Source organism: Thermococcus aggregans, assembly GCF_024022995.1.
Lineage (GTDB): Archaea > Methanobacteriota_B > Thermococci > Thermococcales > Thermococcaceae > Thermococcus_A > Thermococcus_A aggregans.
The window spans coordinates 138,161-162,819 of record NZ_CP099582.1; the positions used below are offsets into that span (position 1 = coordinate 138,161).

The following is a 24,659-nucleotide window of genomic DNA, read 5'->3' on the forward strand; positions in this document are numbered from 1 at the left end:
TCTCACCCCTTCTCTCTGAGTTTTATTAAAGTCCTCATTATCACTCTATCAACATCAACTGTTTTTCCACCCCAGCTCTTCATTGGGTCTACTCCGTCCTCACCATAGCGGAACTGCACAATGATTCCACTTGGATCCCTTACAGTTCCATCGTAGTCTACCTTGAGGTCCTGGAGAGCGTTTATCAATCTACGCTGCATGTAACCGCTCTGGGCTGTTCTAACAGCTGTATCGACGAGACCTTCTCTACCACCCATTGCATGGAAGAAGTACTCTTGGGGTGTCAATCCGCTCTTGTAAGAGTTCACAACGAAACCTCTTGCTTTTGCCCCAAGGTCTCCTGGTTTGAAGTGGCTAAGCACTCTGTTTCTGTATCCTCTATAAAGTCTCTTACCTCTAATAGACTGCTGTCCAAGCATAGCAGCCATCTGAGTAATGTTAAGGATCTTACCTCTCGCTCCGGTTTTGGCCATTATAACTGTGTGGTTGTTCATACCCAAGTACTTCTCAGCAACCTTACCTGCATTATCTCTTGCCTCAGATAGCACAGCCATTATCTTGCTCTCAAGGGTCTCTTCAAGAGTCTTACCTGGCAGTGGCTCAAGCTCACCGTTCTTATATGCCTCTATTAACCTCTGAACCTTCTTTTCTGCTTCCATTATTATCTCTCTAATCCTTGCCTTTGCCTCGTCAGGGAGGTCTTCGTCATCTATTCCAGTTGTGAACCCTTTGTGGGTAATTACCCATATTGCAAGCTTTGTAACCTGATCTAAGAATTGTCTGGCCCTTTCGACACCATACTCCCTAACTATAATGTCAAGAATCTTTCCATCCTCTCTACCATAAGCCTTCTTGTCTATCGCACCGCTTAGAAGCTTACCGTTGCGGATGTAAACAAATCCATCCGTAGCAACCTTTCTAATTTCTTCTTCACTAGGCACTAGTTTTTCTTCAATGAGCTTTTCAATCGGCTCACATTGAGATGGATCATCGCATAATTTGTTGCGATACCAGATTGTCAGGTCTTTTGGCAATAAGAGGGAGAATATAGTCTTTCCACTCCAGTATTCAATGCCGTTTTCAACCTTGTCCGGTTTTGGAAGCTCCTTCACATCAACGCCTGCAAACATCAACATCTGCTCAACTTCGTATTTTGTGAAATACGACCCTTCTCTCGTTAATAGATAGCCTCCTGATATGTGGTCTTGGATTCCACCTATAATTGGACCACCGTATCTTGGTGACAATATGTGGTTCTGAACCTCCATTAATATCCTAGCCTCGGCCTGTGCTTCCTCAGTTTGTGGAACGTGGAGGTTCATTTCATCTCCGTCGAAATCAGCGTTATATGGAGGACAGACTGCCAAGTTAAGTCTAAAGGTCTTGTAAGGCATTACTCTAACTCTGTGGGCCATGATGCTCATCCTGTGAAGGGACGGCTGTCTGTTGAAAAGGACTATATCTCCATCAAGGAGGTGTCTCTCAACGGTCCATCCTATGTCGAGCATGTTTGCTATGTTCTCTTTGTTGCTCTCCATGAGGCGGATTCTTCTTCCTTGCGGGTCTATTACATAGTTAGCCCCTGGGTACTTCTCTGGGCCATTGAGGATCATCTTTCTCAGCTTTTCAATGTTGAACTCGGTCACTTTTTCTGGAACGGTGAGCTCCATTGCGACGACCAATGGAACCCCTACTTCGTTTATGCTTATCATAGGATCTGGACTGATAACAGTTCTTGCAGAGAAGTTAACACGCTTACCGCTAAGGTTCTTCCTGAATCTCCCCTCTTTACCCTTGAGCCTCTGGGCAAGTGTCTTTAAAGGCCTTCCGCTTTTGTGCTTCGCTGGAGGTATTCCGGATGTTTCATTGTCGAAGTACGTGGTTACGTGATATTGAAGGAGATCCCATAAGTCTTCAATAATGAGCTGTGGAGCTCCAGCTTCTATGTTCTGCTTCAAACGAGCGTTAATTCTTATTATGTCAACAAGCTTGTGAGTTAAATCATCTTCAGCCCTTATACCGCTTTCAAGAGTGATTGATGGCCTTACCGTAACTGGAGGAACGGGCAAAACCGTCAAAACCATCCATTCCGGCCTTGATTTCTCAGGATCAAGACCAAGAAGAGGTAGATCCTTGTCCGGAATCTTTTCGAGCCTGTCTCTAATTTCACTTGGCATCATTCTGTGCCTATATTCGTTTCCTTCTTCATCTCTTCTTATTTCCCAGTATATTGTGGGCCTTTCGAACTTTATCTGATACTGGGGAGCACCACAGTGTGGACAGACCATTCTTTCCCTTGCCTTCTTGTATACCTCCGTTACCAAAGCATCTATCTCGCTCTTCCTGGCTTCATTCACATTGAACTTTGTCATATACTCTTCTATTTCTTCATCAGTCAGCCTGATTCTTCCACATTCTCTACAGGTGCTTTCAAGGATTCTGTATATTGTCTTTGCGAATCCTACGTGAATAACAGGCCTCGCAAGTTCTATATGTCCGAAATGTCCAGGGCATTCTTTGTAGTTTGCTCCACAGGTCTCACACCTAAGGTTTGGATCTATAACGCCAAGTCTCCTATCCATTAATCCACCGTCAATTGGGTAACCGTCCTCTGAATAAGTATCCGGTACAGTTATCTCGGCAGCGCTCATTTTCCTGATCTCCTGAGGAGACAATATACCAAATTCAATGCTCCCGATAACCTTTTTCATTGAGTGCATAGCCCTACACCCTCTCCTTGAGTTTTAATGATGGTCTAATAACCATGGCCTTTATCTCATCCAACAACAACTTAAAGGCATAGCTCATCTCTACCTTGCTTATCTTCTCCTCTTCTCCACAAACCGGACAGTAAACCTTATCCCTACGCTTGTCTTCGATTGCCAGATGCCCACAGCTCTCACATACCCAGACCTCTGTTTTATCGCTCTCCTCTAGCAATCTCTCTACCAAGAGCATTGATGCGCCGTGGCCAATGAGAACGTCACGCTCCATTTCACCGAACCTAAGACCGCCTTCCCTCGCTCTACCTTCAGTCGGCTGCTTGGTAAGAACTTGCACCGGACCTCTTGAACGTGCGTGAAGCTTATCTGCCACCATGTGGTGGAGCCTCTGGTAGTATATAACGCCAACGAATATGTCTGCCTCAAGTTTTCTTCCGGTGATTCCATCATACATGACCTCTCTTCCGTTGTGCTTGAAGCCAAGCTCTTCAAGTTCTTTTCTAAGCTTTTCTTCTGGTTCTCCAATGAAGGCAGTTCCATCTATTCTTCTCCCCTTAAGTGATGCTACCTTCCCACCTATTGCTTCGATGAGCTGTCCGACAGTCATACGGCTTGGGATACCATGTGGGTTAACGATTAAGTCTGGAACTATTCCGCTCTCCGTCCACGGCATGTCCTCTTGTGGAACAATTAGGCCTATAACACCCTTCTGTCCATGCCTTGAAGCAAATTTGTCACCAAATTCTGGAATTCTGAGATCTCTAACCGTCACTTTAACAAGCTTTGTGCCGTCCCCGGTTTCAGTTAATATTACCTTGTCCACTATTCCCTTCTCACCGGGCCTCATAGTTATGCTCGTTTCTCTCCTTCCTTGAAGGATACCGGCACCTAATCCTGCCTGCTCTTCAAGGAACCTTGGTGGAGAAGTTCTTGCAACTAAAACGTCTTTTCCTTCCACTTTCGATTCTGGGAAGATTATGCCGTCTTCATCAAGGTTTCTGTAGTATTTCTCACCAAGGAAGCCCCTAACAGTCGGATCAGGAATTTCAAACTTATCTGTCTGTCCACCCATGTATTTCTTTTCTTCAGCCTCGTAAGTTCTAAAGAACGTCGATCTTGCAAGTCCTCTCTCGATGGAGGCCTTGTTCATGATAACAGCATCTTCCATGTTGTATCCACCGTAGCTGAGAACTGCAACTACAAAGTTTTGACCCGCTGGTCTCTGCTCGAAACCTACCGCCTCCATAATCCTTGAATTAACGAGTGGAATCTGTGGATAGTGCATTAAATGGCCTCTTGTATCTACCCTTATTCTAAAGTTGGCCCAGCCCAAACCAAGGCTCTGCTTTGCCATACCGGCTCCATAGGTGTTTCTTGGAGCGGCGTTATGCTCTGGATATGGAACGAGAGAAGCTGGCAGACCAAGTATTGCGGCGGGCATTATCTCCAAGTGAGTGTGTTCTTCTGTAACTTCCCAGGGCCAGGTCGCCACATAGGCGTTTTCCTCTTCCTCGGCATCAAGGTACTCAATCACTCCCATCCTCACAAGATCGCTCCACTTAAGAGTTCCCTTCTTTATGGCCTCAACGTGTTCTCTTGTAAGCTTTGGAATGCCGTTTTCAACAATTATGAGAGGTCTTCTAACTCTACCGTCATCGCTGTTGATGTAAACCTCCCTGACGTCTTCATAATAAGCAACGTTTATCACATCGCTGATTCTTCCTGCTCTTCTGTCGTCTTTTATCTTGTTTACCAAACCAATACCGTCTTTGTAGGTTCCAATGAGGACTCCATTAAGATAGATTCTCCAGTCATCTGGTTCTGGCCTCTTCTCCTCAATGTGCACTATACCAAGGCTTTCAAGATATTCCAAAACTTCTTCCTCCGGGATCGCAGTTGTTATTTGAGACATCAGTGCAAGATTCTTGACCAGACCACAGTTGGGACCTTCTGGAGTTTCTGTTGGACATATTCTTCCCCAGTGAGTACCGTGAAGGTCTCTTGCCTCGAAGTGAGGCTGTTCTCTGCTCAATGGAGAAGTAACCCTTCTCAAGTGAGAAAGAGTGGACATAAAGTTAGTCCTATCGAGGAGTTGGCTTACACCGGTTCTTCCCCCGGGCCATGCGCCGGTTGCAAGAGCGTGCTCAATTCTCTCCGTTAGAACATCCGGCCTCACAGAATTTCTCACAAACCTCTGGATGTCCTGGAAAGTGTATTTCTCGCCCTTTCTCTGGTAGGTTTTGGTAAGTTGATACTGCATGTCCTTAACAAGCTGGCCAAATGCAACTCTAAAGAGATCTCTCAAGAGGTCACCAGCAAGCTTGAGCCTCTTGTTTGCATAGTGATCTTTATCATCCTCTCCTCTAAGCCCAAGAGAGAGTTCAATAACCTTAAGGGCCATCATTCCAAGGTAATAGGCCTTTCTTATTCTGTCTTCTGGAGAAACACCCATGTGCGGGAGAAGGTTGTTGTCAATTATAGATTGGGCTCTCCTCAGCCTGTACTCCTTTGGCTGTCCTGGCATGGCCTTCTTTCCTATATAGTCTAAAGCTTCCTCTTGAGTTTGTATCTCGCTAGCGTCCTCCAAATTGTCAAAGAGAACCTGCTGAATCTCAGGGTTGTTGCTCACAGCATCGACGATTTCTTTATCACTCTCAAGCCCAAGGGCCCTCATGACATAAACGAACTTTATAACACCCGGCACATTTGGAATAGAAACGTAAAGCAAGCCGTCTTTCCTTCTTTCCACTGTTATCAAAGCTCTATAGCCATGCCTGTAGGAGAAACACTTTGCTATGTACCTGTTCTGTCTTTCGTCAACCTCTACGAGTGTCCTGTTTGGTGCTAAATCCTCGATAGACACGATAACTCTTTCAGAACCGTTGATGATAAAATATCCTCCCGGGTCTTTGGGATCCTCTCCATGAGAAATCAATTCTTCTTCGCTTAGGCCGTAAAGTCTGCATACCTTTGACTTGAGCATTACAGGCAGTTCTCCAATTCTGACCTCAACGGACTCTTGTTCAATACCTTTGATAACCGGTATCATCTCCAAGAAGATCGGCGCTGAGTATGTGAGGTTTCTAATCCTTGCATCCATTGGATAGAGTGGCTTTCTCTGCCCGTGAGCTTCTTGAAACTCCGGTTCACCCAGCCTTATTCTTCCGAATTTGACTTCAAAGTCTGGAATGTCTGGCTTGACTCCACCGAATTCGTTAACTACTTCCTGCATTCCGTGATCAATGAAAGCGTTGTAAGAATCGAGATGTTGCCTTACAAGTCCTTTTTCGTCCCAGTAGCTTTTCATAACTTCCCAAAGATCATCCGGAGTAACCTCAACAACAGTAGGACCTCTCATTTTCTCACCTCAAAAACTTCAGTCTTCCACAACAATCCTATAATAGTAATAAACCCCCGCAGTAGGGCTTTTCCTCTTTATTTCTATAACATCACCAGGCTTGGCTCCAAGAGCCTGAACTGCTGGATCGCTTGCTTTGATTTGCGGTAACTGAGAAAGTTTAACCCTGTACCTCTTAAGCAGTTCCTCCTTTTCCTCTTCACTGAGGATTCTGTGTTCGGGAACTAATTCGTGATCAAATATTGTAAAGGTTTTTTTCGCCGTCACAGAGAATTGCCCCCTTTAAAATTTTTAGAAGGTACACCCTCTCACTACCTCCAGCTTTCAATTGGAGTATATAAGCTTTTCGTGAGTTTAGTCTGAAAGAGGGTTTATATTGTTTGCGTAAAATTTAAGAACTCTTCCGAAAGCCTTAACACTCCATTGGTGCACTTATATGATCATTAGTATGGTGGGGCCGCCGAGATTTGAACTCGGGTCACGGGCTCCCAAAGCCCGCAGGATAGACCAAGCTACCCCACGGCCCCATTGCAATGGAGCCCCGGGCGGGATTTGAACCCGCGACCTGCGGATTACAAGTCCGCCGCCCCACCAGGCTAGGCTACCGGGGCACCGAATGAAGAAAGGCTTAAGTTAGTATATAAACTTTTCGCCCAGAACCCACCGTAAGCTTTATAAATTCCCTTATACTCCCTATGATTGGGTTCGTGCCGCCGTAGCTTAGTTGGTAGAGCGCCGGACTGTTAATCCGGTGGTCGCCCGTTCAAGTCGGGCCGGCGGCGCCAGTCCTTTGTGGGCCCGTAGCTCAGCCTGGTCAGAGCGCGCGGCTCATAACCGCGTGGTCGGGGGTTCAAAGCCCCCCGGGCCCACCATTTCTCTTTCAATAGCAAGGCATTCTTCTTTAGAATCCAAATTCAGCAAAAACCTACAAAGGATAGTCCCTTTAAGTTCCAGCTTCAGCATGCATTTTTGCTTGACTAAAAGTTTTTATGAACCCACTCGGGAGGTTTCTCGGAGTTCTATCGGGACAAAATACCCCACAGCTCGCAATGCTCAAGGTTAATAAACCTCCCAGCAGGAGGAGATTTTAATTTAGATGCCATGAAAGCTCATCAGACCATGTTAGAACCCAGACAATTTTAGGAACCCGTGAAACGAAGGTTTTATGATTAGATTTTCTGCATTATCAAATTTAAGAAATACCTGCAACCCTCTTCCCCTAAGGAACAACTAGAAACCTTATTTGGCGGGCCCGCCGGGATTCGAACCCGGGACCTTCGGCTCCGAAGGCCGACGCCCAATCCCCTAGGCCACGGGCCCTCAAAAAAGTTATAACAAGGTGCATAAATAAAAGTTGCGGTGATAAAATGATACTGCCAGATCATAAAATTAGGAAGGAAATATTGATAGAACCGTTTAACGAGAAATCCCTCCAGCCAGCGGGCTATGATTTGAGGGTTGGAAAAGAGGCCATGGTTAACGGGAAGTTCATAAATGTAGAGAAGGAAGGAAAAGTCATTATCCCTCCCAAAGGCCATGCTTTGATTCTCACCCTAGAAAGAGTAAAACTCTCAGACGATGTTATGGGGGATATGAGGCTGAGAAGCACTTTTGCAAGGGAAGGTCTCTTGGGGAGCTTTGCATGGGTTGACCCGGGATGGGATGGAAACCTTACGCTGGCATTGTTCAACAGCTCAGAGGAGGAAGTAGTCCTTCACTACGGAGAAAGGTTTGTGCAGATAGCTTTTATAAGACTCGAAGAGCCATCAAGTAAACCCTACAGAGGTAGCTATCAAGGAAGTCAACATTTAGTTTTATCCAAGAGGAAATCCAAAAAATAATTCCTTTTCTTTATCTTGTGTAGCAAAAGCAGGTTTGTAATATCGAATTTAGGAAAACGAAATATAAAGGGATAGAAAAGGAGTTCAGCCGAAGAGTGCACCAAGCCCAGCGAGCGCCTCTTCTTCCTTCTCCTCTTCCTCTTCTTCCTCTTCTGCTGGAGCTTCCTCTGCAGGAGCCTCGGCAGCTGGGGCTGCAGCTGGAGCAGCTGCAACTGCAACTGGCATTGCGGCTTTCTCTATAACCTCATCAATGTTGACTCCCTCAAGGGCTGCAACGAGAGCCTTTACTCTTGCTTCGTCAACCTCTACTCCAGCAGCTTGGAGTACGGCCTTTATGTTCTCTTCGGTTATTTCCTTACCAGCGGCGTGTAACAATAAAGCAGCATATACATATTCCATCTCCTTACACCTCCGAGTTATCTTTATTTTTTGTTATTTGATGCGCATCAACCAAACAAAGCTCCCAGTCCGGCGAGAGCTTCCTCTTCCTCTTTCTCCTCTTCTTCCTCCTCTTCCTCAACCTTCTCCTCAGCCTCTTCAGTTGGCTGAGGTTGAGCCGCTATAACTTGTGCTTGTTGGTTTAAAAGTTCTTTGGTCTTCTCATCAAGCAACTCCTCCGGTAGCTCTTGGGCTATGAGTAATGCCACTCTGAAGGCCTTGCCAAGTATATCCCCAGCGGTTTCTTTGGTAATGTAGCCTGCTTCCACGGCAACGTTCTTTGCACCAAGGAATGCCTTTTGGATGATTGCTTCAATTGTTTGCTTTGTTGGATATGCAGTGTTAACAGAGAGATTGAATGCATGCATATAAGCCTGCTGAAGCATGTTGATGTATTGCTCCTCATCAATTGCAAGTACTTCAGGTGTATAAACGATGCCATCCTCGTAAGCGGCGAGCAACTTAAGTCCCACTTCCAAAGGTTCAATTCCCAGCTGGTTGAGGATGTTAGCAAGTTGAGGAGTTATTATCTCGCCAGCTTTAAGCACGACAGTGTCTTTTTGAATCGAAACCTTACCCTTCTCAATTCTTGCGGGAATTCCTAAAGCCTGCATCTCACCTACAAGAGGCCCTGGTGAGAGAGGCGTCGGCCCCGCTGGGACTACGATGTCTTTTGGAGCGGGAACTCCAGGCTTAGCTGGAGCTGGTTTTTTACTTTCTTCTAAGAATTTGTAAAGCTTGAATGGGTTCATCTCCGTGACGAGAATACCTGCTCCACCCTGGATATACCCCACTAGTTTTTCAAGATCTGGATTGTTGAGTTCTTGAGCGGCTTTTTTAATCGCAAGCTCGATCAAGGTATTCCTTGAAACCCTAAGCACAGCTTTGCCTCTAAGGCTTTCTCTCATCTTTGATAAGGGGTAAGCTGGAACGTCTGCTACATCTACAAGAGCAATTACTGGATAGCTTTTGATAAGCTTGGCGAGTTCTTCAACTTCTTTCTTCTTCCACTCAGCGACATGAGCCATCTATATCACCCCTCTATTTTTACAGCTGGGCCCATTGTTGTTTTGACGTATGCTGACTTAACTTGGTTCTCTCCTCTTTCGAGCTTTCCTATTATTGCGTTGAGCACTGTTTCAATGTTCTCTGCGAGCTTTTCATCGTCCATTTCCTCTGTGCCAACTGGAGCATGCACTACTGGGTTATTCTTGAGCTGTATCCTTACAGTCTTCTTGAGCCTTTCAACAAATGGGGTAAGATCGGTTACTGTAGGCGGAACTACCACGGGCATCTTATTCCTTGGACCTAGGTATCTACCAAGGTATCTACCAATCTTTGGCATTAGTGGAGCAGCTGCTATGAAAAAGTCATACTTTTTGGCTATTTTTCTCGCAGCCCTTGGGTTGCTCCCCAATTCCTCCAATTCCTCACCACTAATCACATCAAGCCCGAGCTTTTTAGCCGCCTCGGCAACAGCACCATCAGCAATGACCGCGATTTTGGGCTCCTTCCCGCGACCGTGTGGCAGAACAACCTCAAGCTTAAACCTGTTTTCAGGCTTTTTAAGATCAATATCCTTGAGGTTTACTGCCACTTCGACGGTCTGTGTGAAGTTACGCGGCTTAGCCCGGGCCTTTGCCTCCTTCACCGCTTCCACGATTTTTTGCCTGTCAAAGGCCATTTCTCTGACCTCCCTCTTTTTTTATTTAAGCCGGAAGGAAAAATCAAAAATTCGTAAAAGGGGATATTTTTAAACTTTTCCCTCACTCCGCCTTTGCAAATACTTCATCATAAACTCCTTCATCTATTTCCTTCTGCACTTCTCTTGGGTCTTTACCTTCCACGGTAACTCCCATGCTTAGTGCCGTCCCTATAACCTCCTTGGCAGCGGCTTTTAGATCAGCAGCAAGCATTTGTTGCTTCTTTGCCTTTGCTATCTTGATTACCTGCTCCATTGTTAAATTGCCCACGATATTTCTTGTTGGCTCGCTTGAACCCTTTTCAAGCCCAAGCTCCTTCTTTATAAGCTGGCTTACTGGAGGAGTACCAACTTCTATCTCAAATTGTCTTGTCACTGGATCTACAATGATCTTGACCGGAACCTGCATTCCAGCAAAATCTTTTGTTGCCTCGTTTATCCTATCAACTACTTGCTTAACGTTCAGTCCCAGTGGACCAATGGCTGGACCCAATGGAGGACCAGGAGTAGCTTTACCACCCTCAACCAACACTTCAACAATTTGCTTCTTTGCCATCCTCTTCACCCCTCTACTCCTCTGAGCGTTTGCTTATAAGCCTAACGTATTCTCCCCTAACTGTAACGGGGATTGGCACTATGGCCCCAATGAGCTCAACAACAATTTCATCCTTTGCTTCATCAACTCTGACAACCTTGGCCTTTTCTCCCTTAAATGGGCCGGCAATAAGCTCGACAATGTCTCCAGGTTCAAATCCACTTACCGCAGGCTTCTCCTCAAGGAAGTGCTCTATCTCACTAAAGGCTATCTCACCGGGCAGAGTTCCTTTTGCATGTCTGATGCCTCTAATTGCTTCGTCCACTGCGGCTTTCTCTGCAGCTTCAACAAAGATGTATCCCCTAACCTTAGAAGGAGCCAAAATTGCTCTAATAGGGAGGTTGTAGGTCTTTGCCTTACTGTAGATGAGCTTAGCGGTGTTTTCTTCCTGTCCAACTGTTACCCTTACTGCAAATATCTTCGACTCCATCTCTACCACCAAAACGTTTATGCCCCACCTTCAATTAATGCACCAATAATGTGGATAAACATGCCAATAAGGCCTATTAAAATAATCCCAATGCCCGTTATCTTGGCAGCAAGCTTATACTCCTTCCAGCTTGGCTTTTTGGTTACAAGGAAAACTCTCTTCGACTCAGATATGAAGTTTTTAAACTTTTCCGTGTAGCTCTCTGCCATCTTTAACACCCCTCACGACTCTCAGACTTGACTATTTCTCGACTATTTAAAAGTTATGCTTATATCTTTTCAAGTTTATTTATAAAGTTAAGGGAGAACAAAAAGCTAAAGAAGTTAAAACAAAATTAAAGCTCGGTTAAATCAAGCTTAATAACTTTCTTTTCTTCCTCAGGGGAGTATGAAATCTCAGATTCTTCAACAACGGCATATGGAGAGCTAACTCCTGTTACAACCACCATTACCCTAATGGTCTTTTCAAGATCTGGATCAAGCTGTATTCCCCATATTACCTGTGCCTCTGGATCAAGCTTGCTGGTGACGAGCTCAATTATCTGTTGCGCCTCTTCAAGCTTAACATCGCTTCCCGCGATGCTTATCAGCGCTCCTTTGGCACCGCTTATGTCAACGTCAAGCAATGGGCTGTTTAATGCCTGTGTTGCGGCCTCTAAAGCCCTCTTTTCACTATCGCTTTCACCAATACCAATCATTGCAATACCGCCGTCTTTCATGACAGCCTTAACATCCGCAAAGTCAAGGTTAATTAGGCCTGGCTTTGTGATGAGTTCTGTAATACCCTTAACGGCTTGAACGAGAATTTCATCTGCAACTTTAAACGCCATGTGAATTGGCAAGTTGGGAGCGACTTCCATAAGCTTGTCATTTGGAATAACAATAACAGTGTCGCTATTCTTCCTGAGTCTTTCAAGGCCATATTCGGCGTTTTTAATTCTCCTTATGCCTTCAACGGTAAATGGAAGCGTTACTACAGAAACGGTTAGAGCACCCATCTTCTTTGCCAGCTCGGCAACTATTGGAGCGGCACCGGTTCCAGTTCCTCCTCCAAGACCGCAGGTTATAAAGACCATGTCCGCTCCTTCAAGGGCATCTCTAATTTCTCTCTCGCTTTCCTTTGCGGCCTCTTCACCAACTTTTGGGTTGTTTCCAGCACCAAGTCCTCTTGTAAGTTCTTTACCAATGAGTATCTTTTTGTGAGCTTTTATCTTTAAAAGATCCTGGGCATCAGTGTTAACTGCAATTATCTTGGCTCCTTGAATTCCAACTTCCATCATTCTATTAACGGTGTTACAGCCCGCACCACCAACACCGATGACATATATCTTTGCCTGCACTTGCTCCAGTATTCTCTTAAGTTCTTCATCAATATCAGAAGCTGGAGCTTGTACTTCGACTGGGACATTTGTCTCAGCGGAGGTTCTTTCTATTGCGTTTTCAATTAGTTTCAGCATTGTTTCACCCTCCCAATTGATAACAGTTCTAAATGTTTTTTCACATTCTCTACATATATAAACCTTAGCCAAATTAGTTAAGCCGATATTTAAATGTGTACTTTTAAAGCTTTAAGCATTTCGATTCTTCTATTAATCCTTGATAAACTCCAAGCCCAATTCCTCAGCCAAATCTCTCGCAAGCTGCTTTGTTTCTCCTTTGCTCCCCTTCCGGTCAACATAAATTGCATCAACTCTTCCTGAAGTTCTTTTTATGGCCTTAACGAGCATTTCCCTAGACAGAGGATGGGAGTATTTTGCAGCTATGTGAGAAAAAGCAATATCTGAATTCAATGCTGTTTTTGTTTGTTTGGGAGCATAATGGCCCCCACCAATCCCGACCGCTGTTTTGAACTTACTTTTTTGATAATTCTCCAGCACATGTACAATTGTCTCTGCAACTATTTCCCCAGCTTTATCGTTCCTCCATTCCTCTTCACTGGAACCAATTTCTATAAAAAGAGAAGGCACTTCAAGCTCACTCGGACCGTGATGTGTTGCTTCGTAACATACTATCCAGTCTAGTGTATTTAACTCATATAACTTTAGAAGTGCAAGCTTCATTGCCCTAGGTTCCGCAATAGCCAAGCTCTCATCTCTTCCCCCATACATTGCCTTTCTCCAGTTTCCAGTTACGTGAGTAGTTAACGCTGGGAGCTTTTGCTGACTTGAATGCCTAGATGCAAAGATTATTATCTCTGGAGTTATGTTGAGCTGTTTTTCTATCTCTCTGTCCAAGTTATCGTAATATATCATTTCTCTATCTGTCGTTAGTAGAATAGCATCTTTCCAACGATAAACTTGATTCCCATCGAATTCCTTTTCCGTCTCCTTAAATCCAAAATATTCAATCAACTTATGCTTAATGTTCATTGACGCTAGATCAACGCTGGTTGTCATTATAATCTTCATCCATTATCCCCTATGATACATTGAGTTTTAGCATAAAAATCTTAGCATTCTGGATATCAAAAATCATCCAGCTCTACGATCTATGAGGTAATGCAAATCTTGTCCAGATGTCTAGAATTTGGCTAAAAATACACATATTTCCAGAAAATTTCAATTTTGGGCCAGTACGATCAAAAACTAATGATTTACGGGCAAGTAAAAGTTTATGACCGTAAAGTATATAACGGGACATAAATACAAAACAAATACAGTAATGTATACTAAATTATTTGAATGTACAGAAAAGGAGATGTGAAAAATGAAGTGGAAAGCAATTGGTTTAATATTTGTTTTGGCCCTTGGTTTGATTGTTTCGGGCTGTACACAAAAAGAGACACAAACTCAGACAACCCAAGCCCAAGAAATAACAATATATACCGGCGGAACCGGTGGAGTTTACTTCCCCCTCGGTTCCAAGTATGCCGAGATCTTGACTAAAAACGACGTCCCGGCTAAGGCCGTTACGAGCGGTGCAAGTGTAGCAAACGCAAAGGCAATTGGAGATGGAACCGCTCAGGCCGCAATTCTCCAGAACGATGTAGCTTACTATGCCCACAACGGTCTCTATATGTTTGAAGGGCAGACAATAAAAAACATTAGAGGAGTTGCCGCCCTCTATCCAGAAACAATCCAATTTATTGTTAGAGCAGACAGTGACATTAAGACACTTCAAGACTTGGCTGGGAAGAAAGTGGCTATTGGTGCCCCGGGAAGCGGAACTGCCGTTGCTGCAGAGCAAGTACTTAGGGCAGCTGGCGTATGGGACAGCATTGAGAAAGTCAACCAAGATTTCAATGAAGCTTCACAAAGCCTTAAGCTAGGCCAAGTTGACGCAGCCGTTATAGTATCTGGAATTCCAACACCATCGGTTAACCAAATAGCCGTGCAGACACCAGTTAGAGTTCTCCCAATTCCAGATGACATCCTTAACAAGCTCAAACAACAAGGTTACATATTCTATGTTAGACAGGTTGTTCCAAAAGGAACTTACAACGGGGTTGAAGAGGACACTCCAACTCTAGCCGTTAAAGCAATGCTTGCCGTAAGTGCCGACCTTTCGGAAGATACGGTTTACAAGATGACCAAGATACTCTTCGAAAATGTGGATCAACTTAGGGCAGTTCACCAGAAAGCCCAGCTCATAAGCCTAGAAACAGCCCTTGACGGTATGAGCATACCACTTCACCCCGGAGCCATAAAGTACTACGAAGAGAAAGGCCTAAGCGTTCCAGAAGAACTTAAAGGGTGAATCTTTTGAGAAGGTTTCTTTTTTTGCTTCCTTTTCTTATAATACTTCTTTTTCCCGTGAATGTTCTTGTAATAAGTGATGGAGCTCACTCCTATGTGGGCCTTCTCGGTGAAAAGGAGATAAAGATTGCCTACATTCATAGTGTCCAAAGAAGTGAAATCATAGAAGAGCTTAAAGTCAACAAAACAGGTCTTTATGTTATCGGGATGTGGTGGAAGGACTTCGGGGCTGGTCTACCAGAGGATATCCAGTACTCAGAAAATGGGTATTATGTTAAGAAAGTTAATATTCCCCTTGGAAAGAGTCTCAGCTTTTGGTTTATTCCTCTGAACCACGCAAAAATTAGCGTGAACGAAGAGGTTATATTATCTCCAACCAAAGAAACCCTTGTGAATTTTAATGTGAAGAAATGTCCACTTATACTTGCAATTGTGAGGAGGTGCTGATATATGGAAATCGAAGAAAAATTTGAAAAAGCAGAGGAAATCGTGCTAGAAAAAACAAGAACCCTTCCTCCAAAACTCGAGAATGTGATAAAGATAGCCGCAATTTTAATAGGCATCTACGAAATCCTCTTCATATTCAATTTCAACTACACTCTCTACGATCTCTTCTCAAAAATGGGAATAAGCATTGCTCCGCTAAAGATAACCTTCCAGACAAAGCAGGGAGAAGCCTTTGTACTGGCAATGATCCTCTTGATAACATACCTTCTCTATCCAATAAAGAAAAAGGAAGAATACCTCAAAAAAATCCCATGGTATGACTATATCTTAGCAGTACTTGGAGTTATCTCTTCAATGTACCTGTTCTTTGTATATCAGAGATACGCCACATATGCGGAGGTATATATGATCGATGTCGTTTTTGGCGTGATGGCGATAATACTAGTGCTGGAGGCAACAAGGAGAGTGCTTGGATGGGTTCTTCCACTTGTTGTAGTTGTGTTTTTGCTCTATGGAATAAACAACATAGGTTTTAACTGGATCAGGTTTACCCAACAACTGTATTTTGATGAAGGAATTTTTGGGATACCATTCTTCGTCATGACAATTTATGTCTTTGCTTTTGTGTTCTTTGGAGCATTTTTGCTAAAAATTGGAATAAGTGATTACATAACGGAATTCATGATATCCCTCTTTGGTTCCCGTCCAGGAGGACCAGCAAAATCTGCAGTTATCTCAAGTGGGCTAATGGGAACCGTAAGCGGCTCAAGCGTTGCCAACGTTTTAACTACAGGAACTTTCACGATACCCCTGATGAAAAAAGCTGGTTACCCTCCCGAGGTTGCAGGAGCCGTTGAACCTGTTGCCTCCACTGGCGGACAGCTAATGCCCCCTATAATGGGTGCAGCCGCTTTTATTATGGCCGAATTTCTTGGAATTCCCTATAATAAGTTAATCATAGCAGCCGTGCTGCCCGCTTTAGTTTATTATTCAGGCGTTTATCTGTTTATAGACCTAGAAACAAAAAGACTTGGACTAAAAGGAATGCCAAGAGAGAAATTCCCACCTCTTAACTACTTCATCAGAAAACTCTACATACTGCTCCCAATAGCCGTTATTACAGTGGCACTAGTTTGGGGAATACCTCCGCACATATCTGCAATTTCTTCTCTAGGAATAGCAATCTGGGTTGCTTGGATATCAAAGGACAACATCAAAGGACATGAGGGCATTTACGTAGCTTCAGTAATAATGACCACAATCCTTATGTTCACAGGCAGAGAAATCGCATCACCTGTGACGATAATCCTTATTCTGCTTGCATTATCTTTAATAGTATTATCTTTTTCAACCAGACTATTGGAGTTTAACGAAAAGTTGTACATAAGCTTGCTCTTTATTCTGTTTATAGCTCTAACGAAATACCTAGGGATGAGAAAAGAACAGATACTGCTGATGAGTGGTGTCATGGGGATAGTTTTCTCGCTAATAGTTGGTTACATCTCAAAAAGCGAGGACGGTAAAAAAATGTACTCAGCCACCTATGAATCTATGATTGATGCTGGAAAAACAAGCACAAGTGTAATGCTGGCAGCAGCAAGTGCTGGGCTCATCCAAGGGGTGCTTACAATGACGGGATTAGTGACAAGTTTGGGATACAAGTTAATTGACCTAACAGCAGGAAACCTTTGGCTTTTACTCATGCTGACAATGATATTCAGCTTAATCTTGGGAATGGGTGTGCCAACAACGGCAAATTATATCATAACATCTCTCGTGGCCGCCCCAGCAATATACAATGCGGTCTTAGGACTACAGCCATATAGCTCTCCAGTTCCAGGGTTTACGACTCCAATAGCCCTCCTAGCTGCACACTTCTTTGTATTCTACTTTGGAATACTAGCCGATGTCACGCCACCAGTAGCTTTAGCCTCCTATGCAGGCTCAGCTTTAGCGGGAGGGGACTTCTGGAAGACAGCAATGAATGCCGTAAAATATGCATTGGCAGGATATATTGGACCCTACATATATTTCACCCATCCAGAGATGTTCTTAATAACCGTAGAAAATTGGACGGCAACAACAGTCCTTCAAGTACTTTACGACTTTGGGGCTACACTTTTGGTCATGTATCTCCTGGCAGTCTCACTCACCGGCTGGTTCCAGAAAAACCTTAGAAAAGAGATAAGAGCAGTTATTGGAGCAATAGGCATTGCTGCAGCAAGCCTTCATGTAGTCCCGGTTGCAGTTGGAGTAATAGTTGCCATAGGGCTTAGGCTTTTTGGGAAAAAGCTCATGGGCTGACTTCTTCTTTTGTTTTTTGCAGTTCCTTAATTATTGATTGAGTCAGGTTTTGGATGTTCTGAGCGGCATTTAGGACGGTTTTTCTAACGAGCCGGACTACAATAAACACTATAATGATGACAATGGCTATCATCATCAAGTACTCTATAGCCGCCTGGGCATTCCTCTTCATTATTTCATCCTCCGAGAGCTTGGGCTATCTGCTTAGCAACGAAACCTGAAGCTATTATAAAGCCAATTGCAACTGCGGATGTTATTACCACAAATTCGATTATCTTGTCTAAAATATACATAAGTATTTTCTTTTCTTTTTCATGGAATTCCATACAACCACCACCTTTGAAATAATGAAATAAAGATTAATAAATCTTTAGTTGTGGGAAATTAGTAAAGCATGACTTCGAAGCCGAGTTCACTCAACAGGTCAGCAAGTTCCTCACTGTCCACATAAGCTAAGAGATGATGATTTCCAAGAGTTCCATCAATAAAGTCTTTTGCCTCCTCGATTTTGAGCTTCATCTGCGTCCTGCACCTGTGTTCGCTCCTTTCTTGCTCTACCACCTCGACACCTGCCACCACAGCCTTTCTGCCCCTAATCTTCAAGAGTGATGCCTTTCCTTTGGGAAGGCCTACAGCCACTCCAACACCTTTTCCACTTTCAAAGTGAGATCTAAGAATGTAGTCGCTTATTAAAGGTGCAGTACAATGAGCCAGTATTATATGACTTTCACCGTAGTCTGTTATATTACCCATAAAAGCGGGTTTGTCAAAGAATTTCTTTATCAGCATCATCCCCAGTAGAGAGTTTAGCTCTCCCTCACATGCAGCAGGAATTCCTTCAGCGTTGAGCATTGCCAAAGCTAAGCATGGGGTAGCTTTAAGTTTGTTCAGCATTTCAAAGCATCCTATTGCAAATCCATCCAAATTGTAGTCTTCAATTATTTTCTTAAGGGCCACATATATCCTGCCCGCCTTTACAAGATCCTCCCTCTGGGGTTCCTTAATTTCCTTGGCTTTTGCGATTATTTCTTCGACAGCTTTCCATCCTTCAGCTTCCGTTGTTGAGTCGTAGTATTCATAGAACTTCTTCAGGCTTATGTGAACATAGGGAAGTTCAAACTTCTCGTTTATGAGCCATATAGACGTTCTTCCAATTAATCCCAGTCTAAGGTTTAGAAACTTCTCCAACATATCTCTCATATCTTCATACCCCAGAATAGCGGCTTTAAGCTCATCAAAGGTTTTCACCAGCGTCGCTGGAATCAACCTGTCTCTGAAATATTCTCTAAGCTCTATTGCCGCAGCAATTGAGTTATTGAAGGGATCCCCAAAGAGAATTATTGGTTTTCTATAGTAAGCGAACTCTTTGAGAGGGTTCTCGGTGCCTCCGGTTAGGGGATACAAAACTATAACGTCAACATCTTTGAAGTCTACTTCCCTCGTTTCTGACTTTGATGATACAAACACTCCTCCCTCAATTTCAAACTCATTGGCAAGCTTCATTAAAAATTCGGAAGCTTTCTTCTCAAAGACTTTTGGATTTGCCAGTTCGCTAATTCCAAATGCTACTCCCACTTTCATTTTACAACCTCCAACAAAGGTTAAGAACACCGAAATTTAAGGTTACCGTTTTAAAGCCAATAGGCAATAATAAATTGTGATGAAAATGATTCGCTTTGTACTTGACACGAGCATCTTTGTCAACCCCGATATTAGAAATAAGTTTGGAGAAAGCCCGACTGAAGCTATGAAAAAGTTCTTAGATTACGCGGAGAAGCTTTTTGGAAGGGTCGAGTTCTACGTTCCTCCTGGTATCTACAAAGAGATAACCCATTTTGTTGAACTCGAAGAGGTTTCTCCCGATATTGAGCTGTATATAGTCAAAAAACCTCCCAACGTGCACGACATTAAAATACCGGCCTTTGTTGTTTATGAACTCATTGAAGATATCAGAAGAAGGATAGACAAAGGTCTTAGGGTTGCTGAAAAGGCCGTGAGAGAGAGTGTAATAGACACACAGAACGTAGATGCAATAATCCAAAGACTAAGAAGAAACTATAGGAGGGCTCTAAGAGAGGGCATCGTTGACAGTAAAGAAGATTTTGAGCTCATTCTCCTAGCTAAGGAACTTGATGCCACAATTGTTTCTGCAGACATTGGAATTTTAACGTGGGCCCAAAAGATGGGAATCAAATGGATAGATGCGGCAAGATTCAAGGAAGTTCTGGACGAGCTCGTGGAAAAGATAAGGTAAAATTAGTTCAAAGATGCACTCTTCGAAGAAAAACTTATTATCCAAACTATCATTCTCTTCTTGGTGATTTCATGAAGTTTGAAGAAAAACCCCTCATTGGGATGGTTCATCTCAAGCCTTTGCCAGGTTCATACCTCTACCAAGATAACTTTGACGAGGTCATCGAACATGCACTAAGAGAAGCAAAAAAATTGGAAAAAGCAGGATTCGATGCCTTAATGATCGAAAACTTTAACGACGTACCTTTTCCAAAAACTGTCGAGCCCATAACTGTTGCCTCCATGAGTATTGTTGCAAAAGCTATAAAGGAAGAAGTCTCTCTCCCACTTGGCATAAACGTCTTAAGAAATGATGCAATAGCGGCTTATTCTATAGCCTACACTGTTAAAGCAGATTTTATTAGAGTAAATGTTCTAAGCGGAGTTGCATATACTGACCAAGGAATAATCGAAGGGGCAGCACATCAACTGGCAAGGCTTAGAAAACTCCTTCCTTCGAAAATTAAGGTTTTTGCAGATGTCCATGTTAAGCATGCCTACCATTTTGGAGATTTTGAAGAGGCCTTGGGGGACACTGCTGAAAGGGGGCTGGCAGATGCCCTGATAATCAGTGGAAAAAGGACGGGCAGTGAAGTGGAATTAGAGAAACTAAAACTTGCTAAAGAGCTTTCAAGCGTTCCCGTTTTAGTAGGTTCGGGAACAACTTATGAGAATCTTCCAAAACTGTGGAAATATGCAGATGGATTTATTATCGGGACATGGATCAAGAGAGATGGAAATGTCAAAAACGATATTGATCCAGAACGGGTGGAAAAAATCGTCAAACTAGCAGAGAAACTTCGAAAAAAGACATAGGAGTTAATTTCATCAAATATAGAATACAAGGAGCCATAATTAGCACCAGAGATATAAACGAACTGAAGCTTATATCTAAGAATGTGGAGAACAGAAGAGACTCCAAAATCAAGTTGGTGCGGTGGCCGGGATTTGAACCCGGGTCACCGGCTTGGAAGGCCGGTGTCCTAGACCAGGCTAGACTACCACCGCATGTGGCTGTTTTAACATGAGTTGGTTTGGATTTATAAAGTTTACGATGAGAGAAGGTTTTTAAATCTTCCTTAGAACACAGTTTTGAAAGAATAGAAACGAGTTTTAGGTGGTGGATATGAAAAAGCTTGCGATTATTTTGGGGCTTCTTGTAATAGCAACAACCCTTGGGTGCATTACACAGAACCAAACAACAACAGAAAGCACAGCGAAAGAAGAGCAAAAGCTTGTTATCTACTCTTACGATAGCTTCGAATATCTCGCAAGCGAAGTAATTCCAAAATTTGAAGAGAAATATGGAGTTAAAGTTGAGCTACAGCTTATCGGAGATGCAGGAGAAGTTTTAAACAGATTGATTCTGGAAAAGGACAATCCAAGGGCCGATTTGGTTATAGGGATAGATAACAGCCTTTTAGCAAAGGCAATCGAAGCTGGAGTGCTGGAGCCATACAAGCCAGAGAACATAAACCTCGTTCCAGAAGACCTAATATTCGATCTAACGTTTCACTTGACCCCCTATGATTACGGGTATATCGCGATAAATTACAGAGAGGATATGGTGCAAAATCCGCCAAAAAGCCTTGAAGATCTTACAAAACCAGAGTGGAGAGGAAAGCTAGTCATTGAGGACCCAAGAACTTCATCTCCAGGAGCCGCATTTTTATTGTGGACGATAGCCGTATATGGAGACGACGGATATCTTTACTACTGGGAGAAGCTTAAGGAAAATGATGTACACATAGTTAAGGGCTGGACCGAGGCTTGGACAGCTTTTATGAATGGAGAGTTCCCCCTAGTGCTCAGCTACGCTACATCTCCCGCTGCAACGGTGTATTATGATAACATAACCTATGTCAAGGCTGTAGCCTTTGAAGAGGGCAACTACATGCAAATAGAAGGGGCAGGAATAGTCAAGGGGGCAAAGAGCAAAGAGCTGGCAAAGAAGTTCATAGAATTTATGCTTACCGAGGACTTCCAAAGTGCTATTCCCACGAATCAGTGGATGTATCCAGTGAACCCGAACATCAAATTGCCGGAAGTGTTTAAATATGCCCTCCAGCCAAAAGAGATAAAGCCCATAACCCTCGACCCAGAATACGTGAAAGAGAACTTCGAACGCTGGATTAAGGAATGGACGGCACTTATGGTAGAAGGAAATAGTCCAGAGGAAATAATAGCCTCAAGGGAATGACTCAAGTATTGAAAAGCTCTTTACTTTTATCCCAACTTTTTTTGGCAATTTTTCAATTAAAAATGGAATCTCATCCAAAAATCGCTCTGCAATTATAAGCCTACCCTCCACGTCAATCTTGAGCCGTACTCTACCAGGCAGCAGTTCATAATCCACAACTTCTCCGTCATCGCCCTTTTCAATATAGACACTTTCCGGCCTGAAGAATATTTTGATTCTCCCTTCTTTTTTAACTTTAAAGCAAAGGCTTCCAATACATGCTTTGCCATTTTCTGCATTAATCTCTAAAATATTAGAAAGGCCTAAAAACTGAGCCACAAACTCATTTTTTGGCTTGTAATAAAGATCCAAAGGACTTCCCACCTGCTCTATCTTCCCAATACTCATAACTGCTATCCTGTCACTTATTGCCATTGCCTCTTCCTGATCATGAGTGACATAAATTGTGGTTATTCCAAGCTCTCGTTGAATTCTTTTTATTTCCCCTCTGAGCCTCTCTCTTATTTTTGCATCAAGGTTTGAAAGCGGCTCGTCCAAAAGCAGAAGTTGGGGTTCTATTACCAGAGCCCTTGCCAAAGCTACTCTCTGCTGCTGACCGCCGCTGAGCTGTTCTGGGTAGCGGTTTTCAAAGCCCTCCAATCCCACTAGTTCCAGTGCCCATGAGACACGTCTTTTGATCTCTTCCTTGGGGAGCTTTCTGAGCCTTAGACCAAAGGAAATATTGTCATAAACCGTCATATGTGGAAAGAGGGCATAGTCCTGAAAAACAATACCTATGTTTCTTTCATAGGGGGGAACTTCATTCATAACAATATCGTCGAAGTATATCCTGCCCCTATCTGGTTTTTCAAAACCGGCTACTATTCTAAGGGTTGTTGTTTTTCCACAGCCACTTGGCCCAAGTAGTGTTAAAAACTCTCCCGGTCTTGCCTCTAGAAAGGGAATATTGAGCTCAAAACCCTCTTGCTTAAACTCTATGTCCTCAAGTCTCAGCCTCACCATATCTCCTCACCCGCTCTCTCAATCAAAATAAAGGCTATTGTACTAACCATCATTAAAATAACGGACATTGCTGAGGCAGGGCCAAACTGTCGTGACCCCAGAAAGCGATAAATTGCAATGGTTATTGTTGTGTACTCAGGCTTATATATCATGTAGGTAGCCCCAAGCTCGGCTATGCTCATTGCAAAGGCAAATATCGCTCCCACCACTATTCCTCCAAAAGCCAGAGGGAGCTCAACTTTCAGGAATGCTTTAAGCTCGTTAGCTCCTAAGCTCATGGCGGCCTCTTTTAAACTGGGTTTTATTTTCTTTAACACCGTGGAAATCGCCCTTAGAACAAAGGGATAGGCAATGATTGTGTGCGCGAAGACTATCAGATACCACGTGCCTAAAAGGTTTAAAGGAGGCTTATGGAAAGCTTTTATATATCCAAGGCCCAAAGTTATTGCGGAAGAGGCTAGGGGTAGCATTACAAGTGCATCAAAGAGAGTTTTGCCCTTAAATTCCCATCTATACATTATGTAAGCTATGCTCAAAGCTAAAAGAGTCGAAATAAGCACCGTAGAAAACCCAAAGAAGAGAGAATTTCTAATTGCCGTTATGCTGTTTGCACCAAAGATTGGATTGTACTCTGGAGAAAAAACCCTCCTATACCATTCAAGGGTAAATCCGCCTCCATAGGTGAACGAATGGTAAACAACCGCCATCAACGGGGACAGGATGAAGATAAACACTATGGCGGAATAAGCTGCTATAAAAACTCCATTTACACTCAAAAGTTCCCTTAAGGTCAATGGCACTGGCTCTTTGAATATTCTCTGCTCCTCTGCTTTTACATAGAGATCAAGACTTTTTAAGTAGAGGTACATGAAAACAAAACTCAAAGAAATCTGAATTATGGCCAAAGCTGCCCCTGTCTTGAAATCTAAAAGGGTCATTATTGCGGTGAAAATATCGACTTCTATAGTGGCATACTGATATCCACCGAGAATTAACGGAATTGAAAAACTCAAAAAGCAGAAAACAAAAGTCAGCATCGAAGAGGCAAATATAGCCGGCATAAGCATGGGCAAGGTCACTTTCCTGAAGAGGGTGAATCCCCTCGCTCCTAAACTCAAGGCTGCTTCTTCATAGTGGGGATTTATGCGTTGCCATAGCGAGGACACCATCCTCACAACTACGGGAAAGTTGTAAAACACATGAGCTAATATTATTGCCTTCCAAGAGTAAAGAATACCTGGATCTCTTCCAATTAGGTGGGCAAGAATTCCAGATCGCCCAAATAGGATTATAAATCCCAAAGCAACCATGATGCTGGGCATTACAAAAGGAACTGTTAGGAGAGCCTTTAAAATTCCCTTACCTGGAAAGTCGTATTTTGCAAAAATATATGCTCCGGGCAAGCCCAATAACAGTGTAAAGAGTGTAGAGGCCAATGCCTGCCAAAAAGTGAAAAATATAACCCTTCTGTGGTAGTTGTTTGAGATAACCCGAAGGATGTATTTTAGCGTAATCCCGTTATCCCACAGACCCTCTTTTAATATGCTGATTAGGGGGAAGTAAAAGAACAGGAATAAAAAAATCAAGGGCAATAGGACAATTAAATTCCTTAACCTCATCCCCATCGACTTTT

23 protein-coding genes and 6 tRNA genes are annotated in these 24,659 nt (G+C 43.3%); 9 read left to right on the forward strand and 20 right to left on the reverse strand.

Annotated elements, in window-relative coordinates; translation table 11 throughout:
* Window positions 1–2 precede the first annotated feature (2 nt).
* From NF865_RS00810 to NF865_RS00830, 5 genes are all read right to left on the reverse strand, one after another.
* Entirely contained in the window at window positions 3–2,720 is a 2,718-nt protein-coding gene (locus tag NF865_RS00810) for a DNA-directed RNA polymerase subunit A' (RefSeq protein WP_253304754.1), read from the reverse strand.
* A 4-nt stretch (window positions 2,721–2,724) separates the two neighbouring features.
* Window positions 2,725–6,081: a DNA-directed RNA polymerase subunit B gene (locus tag NF865_RS00815; RefSeq protein ID WP_253304755.1), complete on the reverse strand. Its 3,357-nt coding sequence runs from the start codon at window positions 6,079–6,081 to the stop codon at window positions 2,725–2,727.
* Window positions 6,082–6,099: 18 nt separating this feature from the next.
* Window positions 6,100–6,348, reverse strand: coding sequence for a DNA-directed RNA polymerase subunit H (locus tag NF865_RS00820; RefSeq protein WP_253304756.1), 249 nt, complete (start codon window positions 6,346–6,348; stop codon window positions 6,100–6,102).
* A gap of 182 nt (window positions 6,349–6,530) precedes the next feature.
* Window positions 6,531–6,608: transfer RNA gene (locus NF865_RS00825), tRNA-Pro, on the reverse strand.
* Between the two features lie 7 nt (window positions 6,609–6,615).
* Window positions 6,616–6,692: transfer RNA gene (locus NF865_RS00830), tRNA-Thr, on the reverse strand.
* A 98-nt stretch (window positions 6,693–6,790) separates the two neighbouring features.
* Here NF865_RS00830 and NF865_RS00835 point away from each other — a divergent pair.
* Both NF865_RS00835 and NF865_RS00840 read left to right on the forward strand, forming a co-directional pair.
* Window positions 6,791–6,866, forward strand: a tRNA-Asn gene (locus NF865_RS00835).
* A 9-nt stretch (window positions 6,867–6,875) separates the two neighbouring features.
* A tRNA-Ile gene (locus NF865_RS00840) sits at window positions 6,876–6,953 on the forward strand.
* Window positions 6,954–7,325: 372 nt separating this feature from the next.
* On the opposite strand, the gene NF865_RS00845 is transcribed toward NF865_RS00840, so the two are convergent.
* Window positions 7,326–7,401: transfer RNA gene (locus NF865_RS00845), tRNA-Arg, on the reverse strand.
* A gap of 47 nt (window positions 7,402–7,448) precedes the next feature.
* Between NF865_RS00845 and dcd the strand changes: the two genes are divergently transcribed.
* Window positions 7,449–7,922, forward strand: coding sequence for a dCTP deaminase (dcd, locus tag NF865_RS00850; protein WP_253304757.1), 474 nt, complete (start codon window positions 7,449–7,451; stop codon window positions 7,920–7,922).
* Window positions 7,923–8,006: 84 nt separating this feature from the next.
* Here the strand turns inward: dcd and rpl12p are convergent, their stop codons facing one another.
* From rpl12p to NF865_RS00890, 8 genes are all read right to left on the reverse strand, one after another.
* Window positions 8,007–8,321: a 50S ribosomal protein P1 gene (gene rpl12p / locus NF865_RS00855; RefSeq protein ID WP_004066279.1), complete on the reverse strand. Its 315-nt coding sequence runs from the start codon at window positions 8,319–8,321 to the stop codon at window positions 8,007–8,009.
* Window positions 8,322–8,368: 47 nt separating this feature from the next.
* Window positions 8,369–9,388, reverse strand: coding sequence for a 50S ribosomal protein L10 (locus NF865_RS00860; RefSeq protein WP_253304758.1), 1,020 nt, complete (start codon window positions 9,386–9,388; stop codon window positions 8,369–8,371).
* Between the two features lie 5 nt (window positions 9,389–9,393).
* Window positions 9,394–10,044 (reverse strand): 50S ribosomal protein L1, encoded by a 651-nt coding sequence (locus NF865_RS00865; RefSeq protein WP_253304759.1) that lies wholly within the window; start codon window positions 10,042–10,044, stop codon window positions 9,394–9,396.
* A gap of 82 nt (window positions 10,045–10,126) precedes the next feature.
* On the reverse strand, window positions 10,127–10,618 hold the full coding sequence (locus tag NF865_RS00870; protein ID WP_253304760.1) for a 50S ribosomal protein L11: 492 nt from the start codon (window positions 10,616–10,618) through the stop codon (window positions 10,127–10,129).
* A 13-nt stretch (window positions 10,619–10,631) separates the two neighbouring features.
* Window positions 10,632–11,087, reverse strand: a complete 456-nt coding sequence (locus NF865_RS00875; RefSeq protein WP_004066285.1) for a transcription elongation factor Spt5 — start codon at window positions 11,085–11,087, stop codon at window positions 10,632–10,634.
* A 17-nt stretch (window positions 11,088–11,104) separates the two neighbouring features.
* The gene (locus NF865_RS00880; protein ID WP_253304761.1) at window positions 11,105–11,296 is read right to left on the reverse strand and encodes a protein translocase SEC61 complex subunit gamma; all 192 of its coding nucleotides are present in this window, start codon (window positions 11,294–11,296) and stop codon (window positions 11,105–11,107) included.
* A gap of 125 nt (window positions 11,297–11,421) precedes the next feature.
* Window positions 11,422–12,543, reverse strand: coding sequence for a cell division protein FtsZ (gene ftsZ, locus NF865_RS00885; protein WP_253304762.1), 1,122 nt, complete (start codon window positions 12,541–12,543; stop codon window positions 11,422–11,424).
* 132 nt (window positions 12,544–12,675) lie between these two features.
* Window positions 12,676–13,494 carry a D-aminoacyl-tRNA deacylase gene (locus tag NF865_RS00890; protein ID WP_253304763.1) on the reverse strand — a complete coding sequence of 273 codons (819 nt, stop codon included), beginning with the start codon at window positions 13,492–13,494 and terminating at the stop codon, window positions 12,676–12,678.
* A 298-nt stretch (window positions 13,495–13,792) separates the two neighbouring features.
* Here NF865_RS00890 and NF865_RS00895 point away from each other — a divergent pair, with 298 nt between their 5' ends.
* From NF865_RS00895 to NF865_RS00905, 3 genes are read left to right on the forward strand one after another with little or no spacing between them, the layout of a single operon-like run.
* Complete coding sequence (locus NF865_RS00895) at window positions 13,793–14,782, forward strand: TAXI family TRAP transporter solute-binding subunit (protein ID WP_253304764.1); 990 nt, start codon at window positions 13,793–13,795, stop codon at window positions 14,780–14,782.
* Window positions 14,779–15,228, forward strand: coding sequence for a DUF1850 domain-containing protein (locus NF865_RS00900; RefSeq protein WP_253304765.1), 450 nt, complete (start codon window positions 14,779–14,781; stop codon window positions 15,226–15,228). Before NF865_RS00895 ends, NF865_RS00900 begins: the two co-directional genes overlap by 4 nt.
* Window positions 15,229–15,231: 3 nt before the next feature.
* Window positions 15,232–17,532 carry a TRAP transporter permease gene (locus tag NF865_RS00905; protein WP_253304766.1) on the forward strand — a complete coding sequence of 767 codons (2,301 nt, stop codon included), beginning with the start codon at window positions 15,232–15,234 and terminating at the stop codon, window positions 17,530–17,532.
* Here NF865_RS00905 and NF865_RS00910 read toward each other — a convergent pair.
* Genes NF865_RS00910 through NF865_RS00920 form a run of 3 tightly spaced genes read right to left on the reverse strand, consistent with a single transcriptional unit; the run spans window position 17,522 to window position 19,113 of the window.
* Window positions 17,522–17,704, reverse strand: coding sequence for a hypothetical protein (locus NF865_RS00910; RefSeq protein WP_253304767.1), 183 nt, complete (start codon window positions 17,702–17,704; stop codon window positions 17,522–17,524). The two genes, NF865_RS00905 and NF865_RS00910, sit on opposite strands and share 11 nt — an antisense overlap.
* Window positions 17,705–17,708: 4 nt before the next feature.
* Window positions 17,709–17,858 (reverse strand): hypothetical protein, encoded by a 150-nt coding sequence (locus NF865_RS00915; protein WP_253304768.1) that lies wholly within the window; start codon window positions 17,856–17,858, stop codon window positions 17,709–17,711.
* 58 nt (window positions 17,859–17,916) lie between these two features.
* Window positions 17,917–19,113, reverse strand: coding sequence for an L-arabinose isomerase family protein (locus NF865_RS00920; protein ID WP_253304769.1), 1,197 nt, complete (start codon window positions 19,111–19,113; stop codon window positions 17,917–17,919).
* 85 nt (window positions 19,114–19,198) lie between these two features.
* On the opposite strand from NF865_RS00920, the gene NF865_RS00925 reads away from it, so the two are divergent.
* A complete protein-coding gene (locus tag NF865_RS00925; RefSeq protein ID WP_253305694.1) occupies window positions 19,199–19,786 on the forward strand; it encodes an RNA ligase partner protein in 588 nt (195 codons plus the stop codon).
* 71 nt (window positions 19,787–19,857) lie between these two features.
* A complete protein-coding gene (locus NF865_RS00930) occupies window positions 19,858–20,640 on the forward strand; it encodes a BtpA family protein (RefSeq protein ID WP_253304770.1) in 783 nt (260 codons plus the stop codon).
* 114 nt (window positions 20,641–20,754) lie between these two features.
* Here NF865_RS00930 and NF865_RS00935 read toward each other — a convergent pair.
* A tRNA-Gly gene (locus NF865_RS00935) sits at window positions 20,755–20,832 on the reverse strand.
* Between the two features lie 118 nt (window positions 20,833–20,950).
* Between NF865_RS00935 and NF865_RS00940 the strand changes: the two genes are divergently transcribed.
* Entirely contained in the window at window positions 20,951–22,024 is a 1,074-nt protein-coding gene (locus NF865_RS00940; RefSeq protein WP_253304771.1) for a thiamine ABC transporter substrate-binding protein, read from the forward strand.
* Here the strand turns inward: NF865_RS00940 and NF865_RS00945 are convergent.
* Window positions 22,013–23,026, reverse strand: a complete 1,014-nt coding sequence (locus tag NF865_RS00945; RefSeq protein ID WP_253304772.1) for an ABC transporter ATP-binding protein — start codon at window positions 23,024–23,026, stop codon at window positions 22,013–22,015. The two genes, NF865_RS00940 and NF865_RS00945, sit on opposite strands and share 12 nt — an antisense overlap.
* A complete protein-coding gene (locus NF865_RS00950; protein ID WP_253305695.1) occupies window positions 23,020–24,645 on the reverse strand; it encodes an ABC transporter permease in 1,626 nt (541 codons plus the stop codon). The genes NF865_RS00945 and NF865_RS00950 overlap by 7 nt, the downstream gene beginning before the upstream one ends.
* Window positions 24,646–24,659: the final 14 nt, after the last annotated feature.